This is a genomic window from Micromonospora sp. WMMD735 (genome assembly GCF_049178995.1).
GTDB classification, from domain to species: Bacteria; Actinomycetota; Actinomycetes; order Mycobacteriales; family Micromonosporaceae; genus Micromonospora; species Micromonospora wenchangensis.
Genome location: NZ_JBMHMJ010000002.1, coordinates 3,277,967 through 3,294,000 on the forward strand (window position 1 = coordinate 3,277,967; position 16,034 = coordinate 3,294,000).

Annotated in this window: 10 protein-coding genes and 4 pseudogenes; 8 read left to right on the plus strand and 6 right to left on the minus strand. The window is 73.3% G+C overall.

Going from position 1 to position 16,034, the window contains the following annotated elements:
• Positions 1-570: 570 nt before the first annotated feature.
• On the minus strand, positions 571-1,857 hold the full coding sequence (gene aspS / locus ACN268_RS13785) for an aspartate--tRNA(Asn) ligase (RefSeq protein WP_421483547.1): 1,287 nt from the start codon (positions 1,855-1,857) through the stop codon (positions 571-573).
• A 358-nt stretch (positions 1,858-2,215) separates the two neighbouring features.
• Between aspS and lipA the strand changes: the two genes are divergently transcribed.
• From lipA to ACN268_RS13800, 3 genes are all read left to right on the plus strand, one after another.
• Positions 2,216-3,265 carry a lipoyl synthase gene (lipA, locus tag ACN268_RS13790; protein ID WP_421483548.1) on the plus strand — a complete coding sequence of 350 codons (1,050 nt, stop codon included), beginning with the start codon at positions 2,216-2,218 and terminating at the stop codon, positions 3,263-3,265.
• A 215-nt stretch (positions 3,266-3,480) separates the two neighbouring features.
• Positions 3,481-5,004 carry an NAD(P)/FAD-dependent oxidoreductase gene (locus ACN268_RS13795; RefSeq protein WP_421483549.1) on the plus strand — a complete coding sequence of 508 codons (1,524 nt, stop codon included), beginning with the start codon at positions 3,481-3,483 and terminating at the stop codon, positions 5,002-5,004.
• A gap of 77 nt (positions 5,005-5,081) precedes the next feature.
• The gene (locus ACN268_RS13800) at positions 5,082-5,771 is read left to right on the plus strand and encodes a DUF4191 domain-containing protein (RefSeq protein ID WP_421483550.1); all 690 of its coding nucleotides are present in this window, start codon (positions 5,082-5,084) and stop codon (positions 5,769-5,771) included.
• Between the two features lie 100 nt (positions 5,772-5,871).
• Here the strand turns inward: ACN268_RS13800 and ACN268_RS13805 are convergent, their stop codons facing one another.
• On the minus strand, positions 5,872-6,282 hold the full coding sequence (locus ACN268_RS13805; RefSeq protein WP_421483551.1) for an RDD family protein: 411 nt from the start codon (positions 6,280-6,282) through the stop codon (positions 5,872-5,874).
• A gap of 320 nt (positions 6,283-6,602) precedes the next feature.
• Here ACN268_RS13805 and glnA point away from each other — a divergent pair, with 320 nt between their 5' ends.
• On the plus strand, positions 6,603-8,027 hold the full coding sequence (gene glnA / locus ACN268_RS13810; RefSeq protein ID WP_088644628.1) for a type I glutamate--ammonia ligase: 1,425 nt from the start codon (positions 6,603-6,605) through the stop codon (positions 8,025-8,027).
• Positions 8,028-8,043: 16 nt separating this feature from the next.
• On the opposite strand, the gene mptB (ACN268_RS13815) is transcribed toward glnA, so the two are convergent.
• Both mptB (ACN268_RS13815) and mptB (ACN268_RS13820) read right to left on the minus strand, forming a co-directional pair.
• Entirely contained in the window at positions 8,044-9,540 is a 1,497-nt protein-coding gene (mptB, locus tag ACN268_RS13815; protein WP_421483552.1) for a polyprenol phosphomannose-dependent alpha 1,6 mannosyltransferase MptB, read from the minus strand.
• A gap of 13 nt (positions 9,541-9,553) precedes the next feature.
• The gene (gene mptB / locus ACN268_RS13820; RefSeq protein ID WP_421483553.1) at positions 9,554-10,996 is read right to left on the minus strand and encodes a polyprenol phosphomannose-dependent alpha 1,6 mannosyltransferase MptB; all 1,443 of its coding nucleotides are present in this window, start codon (positions 10,994-10,996) and stop codon (positions 9,554-9,556) included.
• 35 nt (positions 10,997-11,031) lie between these two features.
• Here mptB (ACN268_RS13820) and ACN268_RS13825 point away from each other — a divergent pair.
• Both ACN268_RS13825 and ACN268_RS13830 read left to right on the plus strand, forming a co-directional pair.
• Positions 11,032-11,466 (plus strand): annotated as a pseudogene (locus ACN268_RS13825) (hypothetical protein); the annotation flags it as partial.
• A gap of 126 nt (positions 11,467-11,592) precedes the next feature.
• A pseudogene (locus tag ACN268_RS13830) lies at positions 11,593-12,774 on the plus strand (hypothetical protein); the annotation flags it as partial.
• A 191-nt stretch (positions 12,775-12,965) separates the two neighbouring features.
• Here ACN268_RS13830 and ACN268_RS13835 read toward each other — a convergent pair.
• The gene (locus ACN268_RS13835) at positions 12,966-13,598 is read right to left on the minus strand and encodes a helix-turn-helix domain-containing protein (protein ID WP_421483554.1); all 633 of its coding nucleotides are present in this window, start codon (positions 13,596-13,598) and stop codon (positions 12,966-12,968) included.
• A 224-nt stretch (positions 13,599-13,822) separates the two neighbouring features.
• Here ACN268_RS13835 and ACN268_RS13840 point away from each other — a divergent pair.
• Positions 13,823-14,896, plus strand: a pseudogene (locus ACN268_RS13840) (NAD(P)/FAD-dependent oxidoreductase); the annotation flags it as partial.
• Between the two features lie 105 nt (positions 14,897-15,001).
• Here the strand turns inward: ACN268_RS13840 and ACN268_RS13845 are convergent.
• Positions 15,002-15,286: pseudogene (locus ACN268_RS13845) on the minus strand (hypothetical protein); the annotation flags it as partial.
• 338 nt (positions 15,287-15,624) lie between these two features.
• Here ACN268_RS13845 and ACN268_RS13850 point away from each other — a divergent pair.
• The gene (locus tag ACN268_RS13850; protein ID WP_421483555.1) at positions 15,625-16,014 is read left to right on the plus strand and encodes a peptidase inhibitor family I36 protein; all 390 of its coding nucleotides are present in this window, start codon (positions 15,625-15,627) and stop codon (positions 16,012-16,014) included.
• Positions 16,015-16,034 lie beyond the last annotated feature (20 nt).

The following is a 16,034-nucleotide window of genomic DNA, read 5'->3' on the forward strand; positions in this document are numbered from 1 at the left end:
CGCCACGCGGCTGCCCGTCCCCACGCCCGTTCCCCTCCCGGTCCCGCTCCCGGCCGGGCGCAGCAGCCGCCACCCGGCACCCCCGGCGCGACTGGCGGTGGCCGTCCGACCGCATCCCGGGCAAGCATCAGCTTGGGTCTGAACCGGTCAGCGCGACAGTGCGCGACCGCACCCACAACCCCACCGCCACTACGTAGCGTCACTTATCTCCCCCTGCCACCCACCCTTCCCCACACGCTTTGCTCTGCTGCCCTGGGCGCACCGAGCGCGGAAGGTAACCGTCGCGTCGGTGGCAGCAGAGCAAAGCGTGGAGGGGCAGGTAGGTGGGGCAGCTGGAGATGGGAGCGAAAGTCCTGCTCAGCGGGGTGAGTGCGAATTTCGGACGCAGGGCAGCGCCGGCACCCCCGAAAATCGATCACCCAGGGTGATCGCGGGCGACCTCAGCCCGCTTCGTCACCCAGGGTGCTCGACCCGCCCGAGGCGGCAGCGTCGACCGACATGCGGGCGACCCCGGCAAGGGCCGGCACCGCAAGGCCGCCACCGATGGGCCACCGGGTAGCGCACCGCAGCTCAGGGGGTCAGCCGGTGCAGGTCGCACGGGAAGGCGGTCACCTCCCGGACGTTTGCCGCGCCGACCAGTCGGGCCACGAACCGCTCCAGGCCGATCGCGAAGCCGCCGTGCGGCGGCATCCCGTGCCGGAACGCGTCCACGTACCCGGCGTAGGGCTCGACCGGCTCGCCGCGCGCCGCGAGGGCCGCCAGGTAGTCGGCGTGGCGGTGCAGCCGCTGCCCGCCGGTGACCAGCTCCAGACCCCGGAAGAGCAGGTCGAAACCGTTCGAGTACGCGGGCCGGGCCGGGTCGGGGTGGGTGTAGAAGGGCCGCTTCGCCATCGGGTACCCGGTGACGAAGAGGAGGTCCGACCCGTGGGTGGCGCGGGCCCACTCCCCCAGCGCCCGTTCGTGGGCGGGGGCCAGGTCGGGTTCGTCGGCGGGCGCGCCGGCGATCCGCAGCGCCTCGGTGAAGTGCACGGCGGGGATCTCGGCCGGCACCTCGGGCAGGGTCAGTCCCAGGGTCGCCACCGCGCCACCGGCCCGCCGGGCCACCTCGGCGAGCATCCCGGCGAGGGTGTCCCGCAGCACCGCCATCACGTCCCGGTGGTCTTCGACGAAGCCCAGCTCGACGTCGAGCGAGGTGTACTGGGCCAGGTGCCGGACGGTGTCGTGCGGTTCGGCCCGGAACACCGGCCCCACCTCGTAGACCCGTTCGAAGACGCCCACCATCAGCTGCTTGTAGAACTGCGGTGACTGGGCCAGGTACGCCGGCCGGCCGAACCAGTCGAGGGTGAAGACGTTCGCCCCGCTCTCGGTGGACGTGGCCACCACCTTCGGGGTGTGCACCTCCACGAAGTCGCGGGCGTCCAGGGTGGCCCGGAAGCCGGCCACCGCCGCCGCCGCGATCCGCAGGGCCGCCGCGCGGGTCGGGTGCCGCAGCGCCACCGGCGCGTGGTCGAGCTGGGTGGGCAGGGTCGCGGTGAGCGCCGGCCGGTAGAGGTCGAACGGGGGCGGCACGGCGGGCGGGCCGAGCGGTCGTACGGTCGGGTGGGTCAGCTCGACCCCGGCGGGCGCGGTGCCGTTCGCGGTGACCGTGCCGACCACCTCGACCACCGTCTCCTCGGGCAGCGCCGTCACGGCGGCCCGCACGTCCGGGTCGGTGACCACCGCCTGGGTCAGGCCGGTGGCGTCCCGGACGATCAGGAAGGCCACCGACTTGAGCAGGCGGCGGCGGTGCACCCAGCCGGCGATCCGCACGGTCGTGCCGGTGCGGGTGGGCAGGTGGGCGGAAAGGATGCGTTGCACGGCGGTTACCTCCTCGATCAATCGCAACGCGATCCCCGGGAGGTGTGGGCGAGCGGGAACCTCGCGGTGCCACCACACCTTCGCCCCCGCCGTGGCGGGAGCCTCATTCGTCGCCTTTTCACCGGGGCCAGCCGGGCGGGCTCTACTGGGCGCGCGGACGCGCCGTTCTTCCCGCGGCTCGGGAGGGTCTTCGCGCCCCGGCGTCAGACCGCCTTCCAGCAACCGGCGGCTCTCTGCACTGGCGGATCGGGGCGTTACTCGGCTCCGTCACAGCTCTGCCGGCACGCTAGCACCCGTCCCACCGGGCTGTAACGGGCTTTTCGGGTCGCCGGGTGGCCGGTGTCACAAGACCGGTGACGTGACGCCGGTCGCCCGACGTGCATCGATCGCCGCCGTCGGGCGTAGGCTCGGTTTTGTGACGATCGAGCACTCCGCGCCGACGACCCAGCAGGCAGCGCGCTCCGCGACGGTCGCCCCCGAGGGGCGACGGATGCTGCGGATCGAGGCGCGCAACGCCGAGACGCCGATCGAGCGCAAACCGCCGTGGATCAAGGTCAAGGCCAAGATGGGGCCGGAGTACACCGAGCTGCGCGGGCTGGTCTCGCGCGAGGGGTTGCACACCGTCTGCCAGGAGGCCGGCTGCCCCAACATCTACGAGTGCTGGGAGGACCGGGAGGCCACCTTCCTCATCGGTGGCGACCAGTGCACCAGGCGCTGCGACTTCTGCCAGATCGACACCGGCAAGCCGGCCGAGTTCGACGCCGACGAGCCGCGCCGGGTGGCCGAGTCGGTGGCCACGATGGGCCTGCGCTACGCCACCATCACCGGGGTGGCCCGTGACGACCTGCCCGACGGCGGCGCGTGGCTCTACGCCGAGACGGTCCGGCAGATCCACGCGCTGCGCTCCGGCTGCGGCGTCGAGCTGCTGATCCCCGACTTCAACGCCGTCCCCGAGCAGCTCGCCGAGGTGTTCGGCGCCCGGCCCGAGGTGCTGGCGCACAACGTCGAGACGGTGCCGCGGATCTTCAAGCGGATCCGTCCGGCGTTCCGCTACGAGCGTTCGCTCGACGTGATCCGGCAGGCCCGTGCCGCCGGGCTGGTCACCAAGAGCAACCTGATCCTGGGCATGGGCGAGGAGCGGGCCGAGATCTCCCAGGCGCTGCGCGACCTGCATGAGGCCGGCTGCGAGCTGATCACCATCACCCAGTACCTGCGGCCCACCCCCCGGCACCACCCGGTGACCCGCTGGGTCAAGCCGGAGGAGTTCGTCGAGCTGCGCGAGGAGGCCGAGGAGATCGGCTTCGCCGGGGTGATGAGCGGGCCGCTGGTGCGTTCGTCGTACCGGGCGGGGCGGCTCTACCAGCAGGCGTTGACGGCCCGCCGGGACGCCTCGGTCACCGTCGGCTGACCCCCGGACGCCACCGGGCCCGCCTGCGGAATACCACCGGTCGCGGCGACGACCGCCGGGCATTCGAGTGTGTCGATCTTCCCAGACCTCGGCGGCACCCGCAAGGGGTGTCCGGCCGCAGCTCGGCGTCGATTCGGCGACGCTGTCCGGGCACGGCGGGATCGTGTTAGATTCCGCCAGCCCTGACCCGCAACTCATCGATGGTGGTGTCTTTGATGGCGCAGCCGCACACGGTTGTCATCGGCGCCGGCCCTGCCGGCCTCACAGCCGCGTACGAGTTGACCCGGCGACACGCCCCGGTCGACGTGGTGGAGGCCGACGACGTGGTGGGCGGGATCAGCCGCACCGTGGAGCGGGAGGGCTGGCGGTTCGACATCGGCGGGCACCGGTTCTTCACCAAGGTGTCCCGGGTCGAGGCCTTCTGGCACGAGCTGCTCTCCGACGACGACTTCCTGCTGCGCCCCCGGATGAGCCGCATCCACTACCAGGGCCGGCTCTTCGACTACCCGCTGCGGGCCGGCAACGCGCTGCGCAACCTCGGCGTGTGGGAGGCGTGCCGGTGCGTCGGGTCGTACCTGTGGGCGCGGGTGCGTCCGCCGGCCGACCAGAGCCACTTCGAGGGCTGGGTGTCCGCCCGGTTCGGGGCCCGGCTGTACCGGATGTTCTTCAAGACGTACACCGAGAAGGTCTGGGGCATCCCCGCGACGGAGCTGCAGGCGGACTGGGCGGCCCAGCGCATCCGCAACCTCTCCCTCGGCGCGGCGATCCGGGGCGCGCTGCTGCCCCAGCGTGGCGGCACCGAGGTGACCAGCCTGATCGAGGAGTTCCGCTACCCCCGGCTCGGCCCGGGGATGATGTGGGAACGCTGCGCCGAGCTGGTGGTCAAGGGCGGCGGGACGGTCGAGCTGGAGACGGCGGTACGCACCGTGCACCGCGAGGACGGCCGGGCGGTCGCGGTGACCGTCGACGGCCCGTCCGGTGAGCGGCGGATCGCCGCCGACCACGTGGTCTCCAGCATGCCGATCTCGGCCCTGGTCCGGGCGATGGACCCGCCCGCGCCGACCGAGGTACGCGAGGCCGCCGACGCGCTGCGGCACCGGGACTTCCTGACCGTGGCGCTGGTGGTGCCGGCCGAGGCCGGTTTCCCCGACAACTGGATCTACGTGCACACCCCCGGGGTGCAGGTCGGGCGGATCCAGAACTACGGCGCCTGGTCGCCGGAGATGGTCCGGGCCGGCGGCACCTGCCTGGGCCTGGAGTACTTCGTCAACGAGGGCGACGAGCTGTGGTCGACCCCGGACCCGGAGCTGGTCGCCTTCGGCACCGCCGAACTGGAGCGGCTCGGCCTGGTCCGCCCCGGCTCGGTCACCACCGGGTACGTGGTGCGGATGCCGAAGGCCTACCCGGTCTACGACGAGGGCTACGCCGAGGCCGTCGAGGTGATCCGCCGCTGGCTGGCCGAGGCGGTGCCGAACGTGCACCCGGTGGGTCGCAACGGCATGCACCGGTACAACAACCAGGACCACTCCATGCTCACCGCGATGCTGGCCGCGGAGAACATCCTCGACGGCACCGACCACGACGTCTGGGCGGTCAACGTCGAGGAGGACTACCACGAGGAGGGTGGCAGCGACAGCGGCGCCCCCGCCAGTCGCGGCGAGGCCGGCACCGGTCGCGCCGCCCCGGTGGTGCCCCGTCCCCGTACCGCGCCGGTCGGGGACCGTTCGCCCACCGGCTGACCGGCACCACGCACGGGCCCCGGCCGACCACCGGCCGGGGATCATCAGTCCTGGCGGGGACCACTAGACTCGGCGGCATGGCAAAGCCCCAGGAGAAGGTCTCGTTCGGCCAACGGCTGAAGCAGATCGGGATGGTGTTCAAGTTCACCGCCAAGCAGGACCGGTGGTTCGCGCCACTGGCCGCCGGGGCGGTGCTGATCCCGCTCGCGCTCACCGTGGTCGCGGTGATCCTCTGGGGCTGGCTCTGGCTACCGATCGGCATCCTGTTCGCCCTGCTCGCCCTGCTGGTCGTGCTCAACCTGCGGTCCAACAAGGCGATGATGAACGCGGCCGAGGGGCAGCCCGGCGCGGCGGCGCAGATCATGGAGAGCATGCGTGGTGACTGGCGGGTCACCCCGGCGGTCAGCTCCACCACCCAGATGGACATGGTGCACCTGGTGATCGGCCGGCCCGGCGTGATCCTGCTGGCCGAGGGGCACCCGCAGCGGGTCCGGGGCCTGCTGGGCCAGGAGAAGCGCCGGCTGGCCAAGGTGATCGGCTCGGCGCCGCTGCACGACTACGTGATCGGCCAGGGCGAGGGTGAGCTGCCGATCCGCAAGCTGCGGATGACCCTGATGCGGCTGCCGCGCACGCTCAACGGCAAGGACGTCAACTCCCTCGACAAACGGCTCAAGGCGCTCACCGCCCGCCCGCAGATGCCCAAGGGCGCGATTCCCAAGAACATGCGGCCGCCGGGCCGCGCGTTCCGCCAGACCCGGGGCCGCTGACCCCTGCTGGTACGCCCCGCGAGCCGGGCCCGTCCGTTCGGGCCCGGCTCGCGGCGTGTCCGGGGTCGGCGGCAGTGTCAGGTCAGCGGGCGAACCGGGGTCAGCGGGCGGCGCGGGGAGCGTCGGTGACGACCGCTCCGGTGAGCCGGTCGTGCAGGCCGCGACGCTGGGCGTCCATGACCAGGGGCGGCACCACCAACGCCAGGAGCAGGCCACGCAGGAGCGCCCGGGGGATCCCGAGCCGCCCGCCGTCGGACCAGTCGAGGCAGCGCAGCCGGGTGATCCACATGCCGGGGGTCTGGGCGAAGAGGCCGAGGAAGAAGCCGTACTCGACGATGAGCACCACCACCGGGGCCCAGCCGTCGCGGACCGGGTCGGCGAAGAAGTTCGACACCAGCAGGCAGAGCACCCAGTCGATCACCAGGGCACCGAACCGTCGGCCGAGGCCCGGAGGGTCGAAGGTGGGGTCGGTGGCGGGCGGCACCGGTGCCGCGGCGGGCGGACTCGTCACGGTGGTCCAGGGTAGTCAGCGCCGCTCCGGGGCCGCCCCGCAGCCCACCGCCGGCCCCGGGGCGGCTCGGGAGGCGGACCAGCAGGTGAACTCCGGGGGCGTTCCCGCAGTCTGTGCAAATTCGGTCTTATCACCCTGAAAAGCGATACAGTGCTTCAGCCGGTATCGTCCGAACGGACAACCCGGCGGGTACTGAGCGGCGTAGATGACGCTCCGCGAGCGGCGTAACACGGCAGAAACATTGGAGACACGGGCGAGCAACCCCGCGGTCATAGCGTCGCCAGAGCCCAGCCACCGGAGTGGACGTGCCAGGAGGACGTGTGTTTGCCAATCCCGAGGAACTCCTGCGATACCTCAAGAACGAGGACGTAAAGTTCGTCGACGTACGTTTTTGTGACCTGCCCGGCGTGATGCAGCACTTCAACCTGCCGGTGGAGTCCTTCGACGACAGCGTCTTCACCGACGGTCTCGCGTTCGACGGTTCGTCGATCCGCGGTTTCCAGGCGATCCACGAGTCGGACATGCTCCTGCTCCCGGACGTCGCGACCGCCTTCATCGACCCGTTCCGCGCGCAGAAGACCCTCGCGCTCAACTTCTTCATCCACGACCCGTTCACCCGTGAGGCCTACTCCCGGGACCCGCGCAACGTGGCCAAGAAGGCCGAGGCCTACCTCGCCGCCAGCGGCATCGCCGACACCGCGTACTTCGGTGCCGAGGCGGAGTTCTACATCTTCGACTCGATCCGCCACGAGACCTCGGCGCACCAGTCGTTCTACTACATCGACTCGGTCGAGGGCGCGTGGAACACGGGGCGTGAGGAGGCCGGCGGCAACCGCGGCTACAAGACCGCGTACAAGGGCGGCTACTTCCCGGTGCCGCCGGTGGACCACTACGCCGACCTGCGCGACTCGATCGTGCGTCGGCTGGTCGACGGCGGTTTCACCGTGGAGCGTTCGCACCACGAGGTCGGCACCGCCGGCCAGTCGGAGATCAACTACAAGTTCTCCACCCTGCTGCACGCCGGCGACCAGCTCCAGCTCTTCAAGTACATCGTGAAGAACGAGGCCTGGGCCAACGGCAAGACGGCCACCTTCATGCCCAAGCCGCTCTTCGGCGACAACGGCTCCGGCATGCACACCCACCAGAGCCTCTGGCTCAACGGCGAGCCGCTGTTCTACGACGAGACCGGCTACGCCGGCCTGTCGGACACCGCCCGCTGGTACATCGGTGGTCTGCTGCACCACGCCCCGTCGCTGCTCGCGTTCACCAACCCGACGGTCAACTCGTACCGTCGGCTGGTGCCCGGCTACGAGGCCCCGGTCAACCTGGTCTACTCGCAGCGCAACCGCTCCGCCTGCACCCGCATCCCGGTCACCGGCAGCAACGCCAAGGCCAAGCGGGTCGAGTTCCGGGTGCCGGACCCGTCCAGCAACCCGTACCTCGCCTTCTCGGCCATGATGATGGCCGGCCTGGACGGCATCAAGAGCAAGATGGAGCCGCCGGCCCCGATCGACAAGGACCTCTACGACCTCCCGCCGGAGGAGTGGGGCGACGTCAAGCAGGTGCCGGGCTCGCTGCCGGAGGTGCTCGACGCCCTGGAGGCCGACCACGACTACCTGCTCGACGGCGGTGTCTTCACCCCCGACCTGATCTCCACCTGGATCGGGTGGAAGCGGGCCAACGAGGTCGACCCGGTGCGCCTGCGCCCGACCCCGCACGAGTTCGCGATGTACTTCGACTGCTGAGGTTCCCCCTCGACTGTCACGTTCCACCGGCCGGGCCGGCTCCGCGTTCGCGGGGCCGGCCCGCTGCGTCACGCCGCCCCCGCAGCACACCGACCAGCAGCACCACCAGCAGCGCGGTCATCGCGATCGCACCGGGGGCCTTGGTGTAGCGGGCGACAGTGGTGCCGTCGGGCAGGGTGAGGAAGGCCGCCACCGCCGCCGGCACCACGAACCAGGTGGTCCGGGTCGCCGACACCGCGAGCAGCAGCAGCGGCCAGGTCACGTACCACGGGTGCAGGACCGGGGCGAGCAGCACCGTCGCGGCCAGCGCCACCCCCGCCGCGCCCAGGGTGACCCGGGGTCGGGCCGCCGCCAGGCGGTGCACCCGCTGCCGGACGTCGTTGAGCCGGCGCAGCGCCGTCCACGCCCGCCACCACAGCACCGCGAGCAGCACCACCAGCACCAGCAGACCCACCGCCCTCGTCACCGGCACCGCGTCCGGCCGCCGACCGGCCAGCTCGCCGACGTAGTCGACGACGAAGCCGACCGCCGTCGGCGGTGACGTCCACTGCTGCGAGTCCCCGCTGCGGGCCAGCCCGGCGACCCAGCCCAGCCCCAACCCGGACAGCGCCGACACCGCCGCCAGGGTGGCCAGGACCGCCCCGGCGAGCCGGCCGCCGTCGCGCAGCAGGGCCCGCAGGGTGTAGCGGCCGTGCACCGCCGTCAACGCCGCGAACGGCAGCACCACCAGCGCGGTCGCCTTCACCGCCACCGCCAGCCCGAGCAGCACCCCGGCGACGAGCAGCCCCCGGGTCCGGCCGGGCGCACGCACCAGCACCAGCAGGCCCAGCAGGAGCAGGCCGAGCAGCACCGCGTCGTTGTGCGCGCCGGCCACCAGGTGCACCCCGACCAGCGGCGAGGCCAGCCCCAGCCAGGCCGCCCGGCGGGTAGGCACCCCGGCGGCACGGGCCAGGCCGGGCAGGCAGAGCGCCGCCAGCAGCACCCCGGCCACCGCGTACAGCCGCAGCACCACCAGGGTGCCGAGCAGGGAACCGCCGACCCCGGCGGCCAGGGCGGCCAACAGCACGAAGACCGGGCCGTACGGGGCCGGGGTGTCCCGCCAGATCGGCGCGACCGCGTCCACCCACGGGCAGCCGGCCGCCGCCACCCCCACCCGGTACGGGTCGTGCCCGGCCGCGTACGACCAGCCCTGGCAGGCGTACGAGTAGACGTCCCGGCTGGCCAGGGGCGGGGTGAGCAGCAGCGGCAGCGACCACAGCCCGGCGGTGCGGTACGCCCACCCGGTCGACGGGGCACCGGCACGCAACGCCCACCAGGCGCCCACCATCAGCGCCGTACCGACCAGCCAGCAGCTCACCGCGGCCGGGCCGTGCGGCGCGCGCCACGGGCCGGTCGGCGGCACCTCGGGCAGCACCCCGCCCAGCCAACCGGCCACGGCGAGCAGCACCGCCCCGGTCAGCCCGAGGTGACGTGCCGCGCGGGCCCGCCCGGTCGGTGCGCCGGCCTCGGTCACCGGCCATCTCTCCTCAGTCGGCGGGCGAATCCACGGTGGCGGGTCGCCGTCCCGCCCGAGCCGACCGTACCAACCGCACGGCCACCACGATCACCAACAGCGTCATCAGCGGAGCGCCGGGCATCTTGGTGAACCGGGGCAGCCCGGTGCCGTCCGGCAGCACCAGGAACGACGAGACCAACGCCACCAGCGCGAACCACCGGGTCGACAGGTGGGTCGTCGCGGCGAGCACGGCCATCGGCCACAGCCAGTACCAGGGGTGGAACAGCGGCGCGAGGGCCACCGTCGCGGCCAGCGCCAGGCCGGCGTGCCACAGCGGGTCGCGGGTGCGGGCCCGCCACCACAGCCAGACCAGCAGCACCGCCAGCACCAGCATGCCGATCGTCCGGGTCACCGGCAGCGCGTCGACGTCCGCGCCGAACAGTGCCGCGACGTAGCCGGCGGTCTGCCCGACGGCGGTCGGCGGCGACGTCCAGGCGATCACCAGGCCGCCCTGTTCCAGGCCGGCGATCCACCCGAAGTCCAGGCCCGCCGCCAGGGTCGCGCCGGCCACCGCGACCAGCGCGCCGACGGCGACCGGCAGGCCGTCGCGCAGCAGCGCCCTGATCCGGTACGGCCCGACCAGCGCGGCCAGCACCGCGAACGGCACCACCACCAGCGCGGTCACCTTCACCGCGCCGGCCAGCCCGAGCAGCACCCCGCCGGCCAGCAGCGGCCAGCGCCGGCCCGGGTTGGCCGCCACCACGGCCAGGCCGGCGACCAGCAGGCCGATCATCAGCGCGTCGTTGTGCGCCCCCGAGACCAGGTGTACGCCGACCAGCGGCGAGGCCAGCGCCAGCCACAACGCCCGGGGCACCGGTACGCCGCAGCGCCGGGCCAGCGTCGGCAGGCAGGCGGCGGTCAGCGCCACCCCGGCCACGGCGAGCAGCCGGAACAGGGCGATGTTGACGGCCAGCGCGGTGTCCGGGTCGAGGCCGCCGGTGAGCCGCACCACCGCCCCGGCGATCATCACGAACAGCGGCCCGTACGGGGCGGGGGTGTCCCGCCAGATGTAGGAGATGGTGTCGATCCACGGGCAGGGCAGCGCCGACACCCCCTGCTCGTACGGGTTGATCCCGGCCGCGTAACTCGCGCCCTGGCAGGAGTACGCGTACACGTCGCGGCTGGCCAGCGGCGGCGCGACCAGCAGCGGCAGCACCCACAGCCCGGCGGTGACCAGCGCCCACCGCGCCGACGGCACCCGGTCGCGCAGCGTCCACCACGCCCAGGCCAGCAGCCCGGTGCCGACCAGCCAGAGCACGATGACCAGTGGCCCGTGCCGGCTCTGCCAGATGCTGACCGGGGTGGGCCGCAGCTCCGACCCCGGCAGCGCGCCCCCGAGGTACGCGGCGACGGCGAGCAGCACCGAACCGGACAGACCGAGCCAGCGGGACAGGTGGTGAGGCACGTCCGTCATGCTGCCAGTAGCGTGGGCGCGGACCGGAGGTGGGCATGCGGGGCAGCAGGGTGGTGGGGTCGGCCACCGTGGTCGCCGCCGTGCTCGCCGGGGTGTGGCTGGCGTCGCCCCCGCTCGGGTCGGACCTGTCGGCCCAGGTGGCCCGCGCCGACTTCTTCGCCGGGCACGGCTGGGCCCTGGTCGACCTGCGCTGGTACGCCGGCATCACGCCGCTCGGCTACAGCCTGGTCTCGCCGCCGCTGATGGCGACCCTCGGGGTACGCCTGACCGGGGCGTTGGCGCTGGTCGGCTCGGCCGCCGCGTTCGCCGCTCTGCTGGTGCGTACCCGGGTGCCCCGGCCGCTGCTCGGCAGCCTGGTCGGGGTGCTGACGATCACCGGCAACCTGGTCTCCGGCCGGGTCACCTACGCCCTCGGGGTGACGTTCGGGCTGGCCGCCCTGCTCGCCCTGACCCTGCCGACCAACCGGCGTGGCCCGGACGGGCCGGGTTTCGCGCCGGGCAGCGGGGGCGGACCGGGTTTCGCGCCGGGCAGCCGGGGCGGACCGGGCGGGGCGGGCAGCCGGGGCGGACGCTGGGTCCGGGGCGGGCGTTGGGGCCGGCCGGTCCTGGCGGTGGCCGGCGCGGCGCTGGCGTCGGCGAGCAGCCCGGTGGCGGGTCTGTTCGTCGGTCTGGTCGGAGTGGCGCTGCTGGCCACCCGCCGGTGGGCCGACGGCCTGCTGCTCGGGGTCGCGGCGGCGGTGCCGCTGGCGGTCACCGGGCTGCTGTTCGGTGAGGGCGGCTGGATGAACATCAGCGGCTCCGACACCCTGCGGTCGGTCACGGTCAGCCTGCTGGTGGCGGCGTTGGTGGCGTACCGGCCGGTGCGGGTGGGGGCGTTGCTGTCGGCGGGCGGGGTGCTGGCGGCGGCGTTGGTCCACACCCCGGTCGGGCTGAACGCGACCCGCCTGGTGACGATGTTCGCGCTGCCGGTGCTGGCCGCCGCCGCCCGCCCACCCGCCCGGCTCACCGCCCGACTGCCCCGCTGGCGGGCCACCCCGGGGCCCGGCGGGGCCACCCGACCGGTCCCGCCGGTCGGTCTGTCCGCCGGGACCGGCGCGGTGGCGTTGGCCGTGCTGCTGGCGGTGGTGTGCTGGTGGCTGCCGCCGGTGGTCGCCGCCGACGTCCGCAGCGCCGACGATCCGACCGCCGACCGGAGCTACTTCGCACCGCTCGCCGCCGAGCTGGGCCGGCGCGGGCTCACCGGGCGGGTGGAGGTGCCGCCGACCCGCAACTACTGGGAGGCCGCGCAGCTCGGCGAGGTGCCGCTGGCCCGGGGCTGGCTGCGCCAGGTCGACATCGGCCGCAACCCGCTGTTCTTCACCACCGTCCCGGGGGCCGGTGGCACCGGTGTGCCGTTGACCGCCGACAGCTACCGGGCCTGGCTGGACGAGTACGCCGTGCAGTACGTCGCCGTCGCCGACGCGCCGCTGTCCTGGGTGGGCCGGGCCGAGGCGGACCTGGTCGGGGCGGGGTTGCCGTACCTGACCGAGGTCTGGTCGGACCGGCACTGGCGGTTGTACGCGGTGACCGACCCGACGCCCCTGGTCGCCGCGCCCGGGGTGCTGGTCGGGCAGGACGCCGCCACGCTGACGTTCCGGACCACCGCCGCCGGACAGGTGCCGGTCCGGGTCCGCCACTCCCGCTGGCTGACCGTCTCCCCCGGTGCCACCGTCACGTCCGACGGCCCCTGGACCCTGGTCACCGTCCCCCACGCCGGCACCTGGACCCTCCACACCTGACCCACACCCCCCTCGCCCCCTCGCCCCGCCCCCTCCCCTCCCGCACCTGCTCGGGTTGATCAAGAGGTTCGCGTCACCCCGCCGCCTGGGATTGACGCAAACCTCTTGATCACCGCAGACCACCCCGTCCGGGTCGAGTGATCAAGAGGTTTGCGTCATCCGTCGCGGTTCACCTGACGCAAACCTCTTGGTCAACTCGGTCGGGTGGCGGAGGTGGGGGTGGCGGAGGGGGCGGTGGGGCGGGCGCGGACGTGCAGGCGCTCGCCCTGGGGGCCGAAGAGGCTGAGGATCTCGGCCGGCGCGTCGAACGGGTTGCCGAACCAGTGCGGGGTGCGGGTGTCGAACTCGGCGACCTCACCTGCGTCGAGGGTGAGGTCGTGCCCGCCGAGCAGCAGCCGGATCCGGCCGGAGAGCACGTAGAGCCACTCGTACCCCTCGTGCACCTGCGGGGTCGGCTCCCCCGCCGGCACCTGCGGCGGATACATCATCTTGTACGCCTGGACGCCACCCGGGCGGCGGGTCAGCGGCACGATGGTGACGCCGTGCCGGACGACCGCACGGCGGTGGACCCGGGGATCCCCGATCATCGGCGTACCGACCAGGTCGTCCAGCGGCACCCGGTGGAAGCGGGCCAGGGCGAGCAGGAGTTCCAGGGTGGGCCGCCGGCCGCCGGACTCCAGCCGGGACAGGGTGCTGACCGAGATCCCGGTGGCCGCGCCGAGCTGACTCAGCGTCACGCCGCGCTGCTGCCGTAATGCCCGCAGCCGCGGCCCGACGGTGGTGAGCACCTCGTCCTCGGTGGTGACGCCGGTGTCGCCCGGCACCGCCCACTGTCCTTGTCCGGGCCCCTGCCCCGCTGCGGCCCGCCCGGGAGCGCCGTGGGCCGGGGGTGGGCCGGCAGCACGTCGGGATGCCGCCCTCTGGTCCCGCTGGTCGCCGGTCACCGCACCAGTTTGCCATTCCGGCAACGATATTTGGCAGTACGGCGAGTCAGGCGGACGATCCGGAGCACCGGCGGGACGTACCCGCCCGTAGGGAGGCAGTGGTCATGACGTACCCGGTGGTGCACGACGTGGTGGTGGTGGGCGGCGGCGCGGCCGGGCTCAGCGGTGCGCTCGCCCTGGGCCGGTTCCGCCGCGACGTGGTGGTGGTCGACGGCGGTGCCCCGCGCAACGCCCCGGCCGACCACGTGCACAACTTCCTGACCAACGAGGGTGTCCCACCCGCCGCCCTGTATGCGACGGGCCGGGCCGAGGTGGCCCGGTACGGCGTGACCCTGCTCGACGCCACCGTCACCGCCGCCCACCCGCTCGACGGCGTACCCGGGACCACCGGCGCGAACCCGACCCGCGGCGCAGGGGAGAGCAACCCGACCGGCGGCGCAGGGGAGAGCAACCCGGCCGACAGCGCCGGGCCGGCGCGGTTCGCGGTGACGCTGGCCGACGGTCGGGTGCTGCACGCCCGCCGGCTGCTGGTCACTACCGGCCTGGTCGACGACCTGCCCGACGTGCCGGGGCTGGCCGGGCGGTGGGGTCGTGACGTGCTGCACTGCCCGTACTGCCACGGGTGGGAGGTGCGCGACCAGGCCGTCGGGGTGCTCGCCACCGGCCCGATGGCCGCCCACCAGGCGCTGCTGTTCCGGCAGCTCACCGACGACGTGGTGGTCTTCACCCACACCACCGGGCCGTTGCCCGCCGACGACGCGGAGCGGCTGGCCGCCCGGGGGGTAACCGTGGTCGACGGCGAGGTGGCCGAGCTGGAGCTCACCGCCGACCGGCTCACCGGCGTACGGCTGCGGTCCGGGCTGGTGGTCCCCCGGGAGGCGCTGGTGGTCGCGCCCCGGTTCGCCGCACGGGCCGCCTTCCTCGCCGGGCTCGGGTTGACCCCGGAGGACTTCGTCGTCGGCGGGCACGCCTTCGGTGACCGGGTCGCCGCCGACGCCTCCGGCGCGACCGAGGTGCCCGGGGTCTGGGTGGCCGGCAACGTCACGGATCCGCAGGCCACCGTCATCGCCGCCGCGGCGGCGGGGCTGAAGGCCGCCGCCGCCCTCAACGCCGACCTGATCGCCGAGGACACCGACCGGGCCGTCGCCGCACGACGCACGGCCGCACCCGGGCAGACCGGTCCCGCGTCCGAGCGGACCGGGACGGTGGACGACCAGGCAGGGGCCGGACACGACCAGGTCGGGGCCGGACACGACCAGGTCGGGGCCGGACACGACCAGGTCGGGGCCGGACACGACCAGGTCGGGGCCGGACACGACCAGGTCGGGGCCGGACACGACCAGGTCGGGGCCGGACACGACCAGGTCGGGGCCGGACACGACCAGGTCGGGACCATGGTCGGGCAGACCGGGCAGACCGGGCAGCCCGGAGCGGACGGAGGGCTGGCCGGGGCGGTGGACGCGGCGACCGCCCGGCACTGGGACGAGCTGTACCGGGGTCGGGAGCGGTACTGGAGCGGGCGACCCAATCCGCACCTGGTGGACGTGGCCGGCACGCTGATCGACCATCTGGTGCTGGCACGCCGCCGGTAGGTCGGCCCGACTTCCGCCCACTATGGAGTAGCCGACCGGAGATCCGCATGGTTGAAGGAATCACCGGACGACCACCAAAGAAATCGAGAAGTATTGACGCCCCATTTCCCTTCACGTAGGTTAAGGACCGACAACAGGCCACGGGGGCCTCTGGGAGAACTGTTGAACGACGGCGCAGGCACGCCTGCCGCCGCACATGCGGGTACCCGCAATTCTCAGCATTGACAGTCGACGTCTCGGTCGAAGGTCGCTCGCTGACCGGCCACGTGCCGCGTCGCGCCATGCCCCCCGCCACCACTTCACGGGAGGAAACCATGCGACACATCGGGACCGCACTCGCGGGCCTCGCCCTCGTCGGCACCACCGTCCTCGCCGGCGCCCCGGCCCAGGCCGCAGCGCCCTCCGCGACGGACGCACTGGCCCTGAGCTGCCCCTCCACCGGCGCGCTCTGCCTCTACAAGGACGCCGGCTTCCTCAACATCCTGGACGTGCTCAACGGCAGCGCCAGCCTGGTCAACACCAACGCCGACAACGCGGTCACCTCGGTCCGCAACCGGAGCAACTGCGCCTACAAGCTCTACCGCAACGGCGACCGTTCCGACAGCCCCATCACCGTCGGCCCGCGCACCGAGATCTCCAACCTCGGGACGTTCTGGGGTCTACAGTGGAACGACTCGATCAGCTACGCGCAAATCTGGTGCTGACCCCCGAGTCAATCGGAACA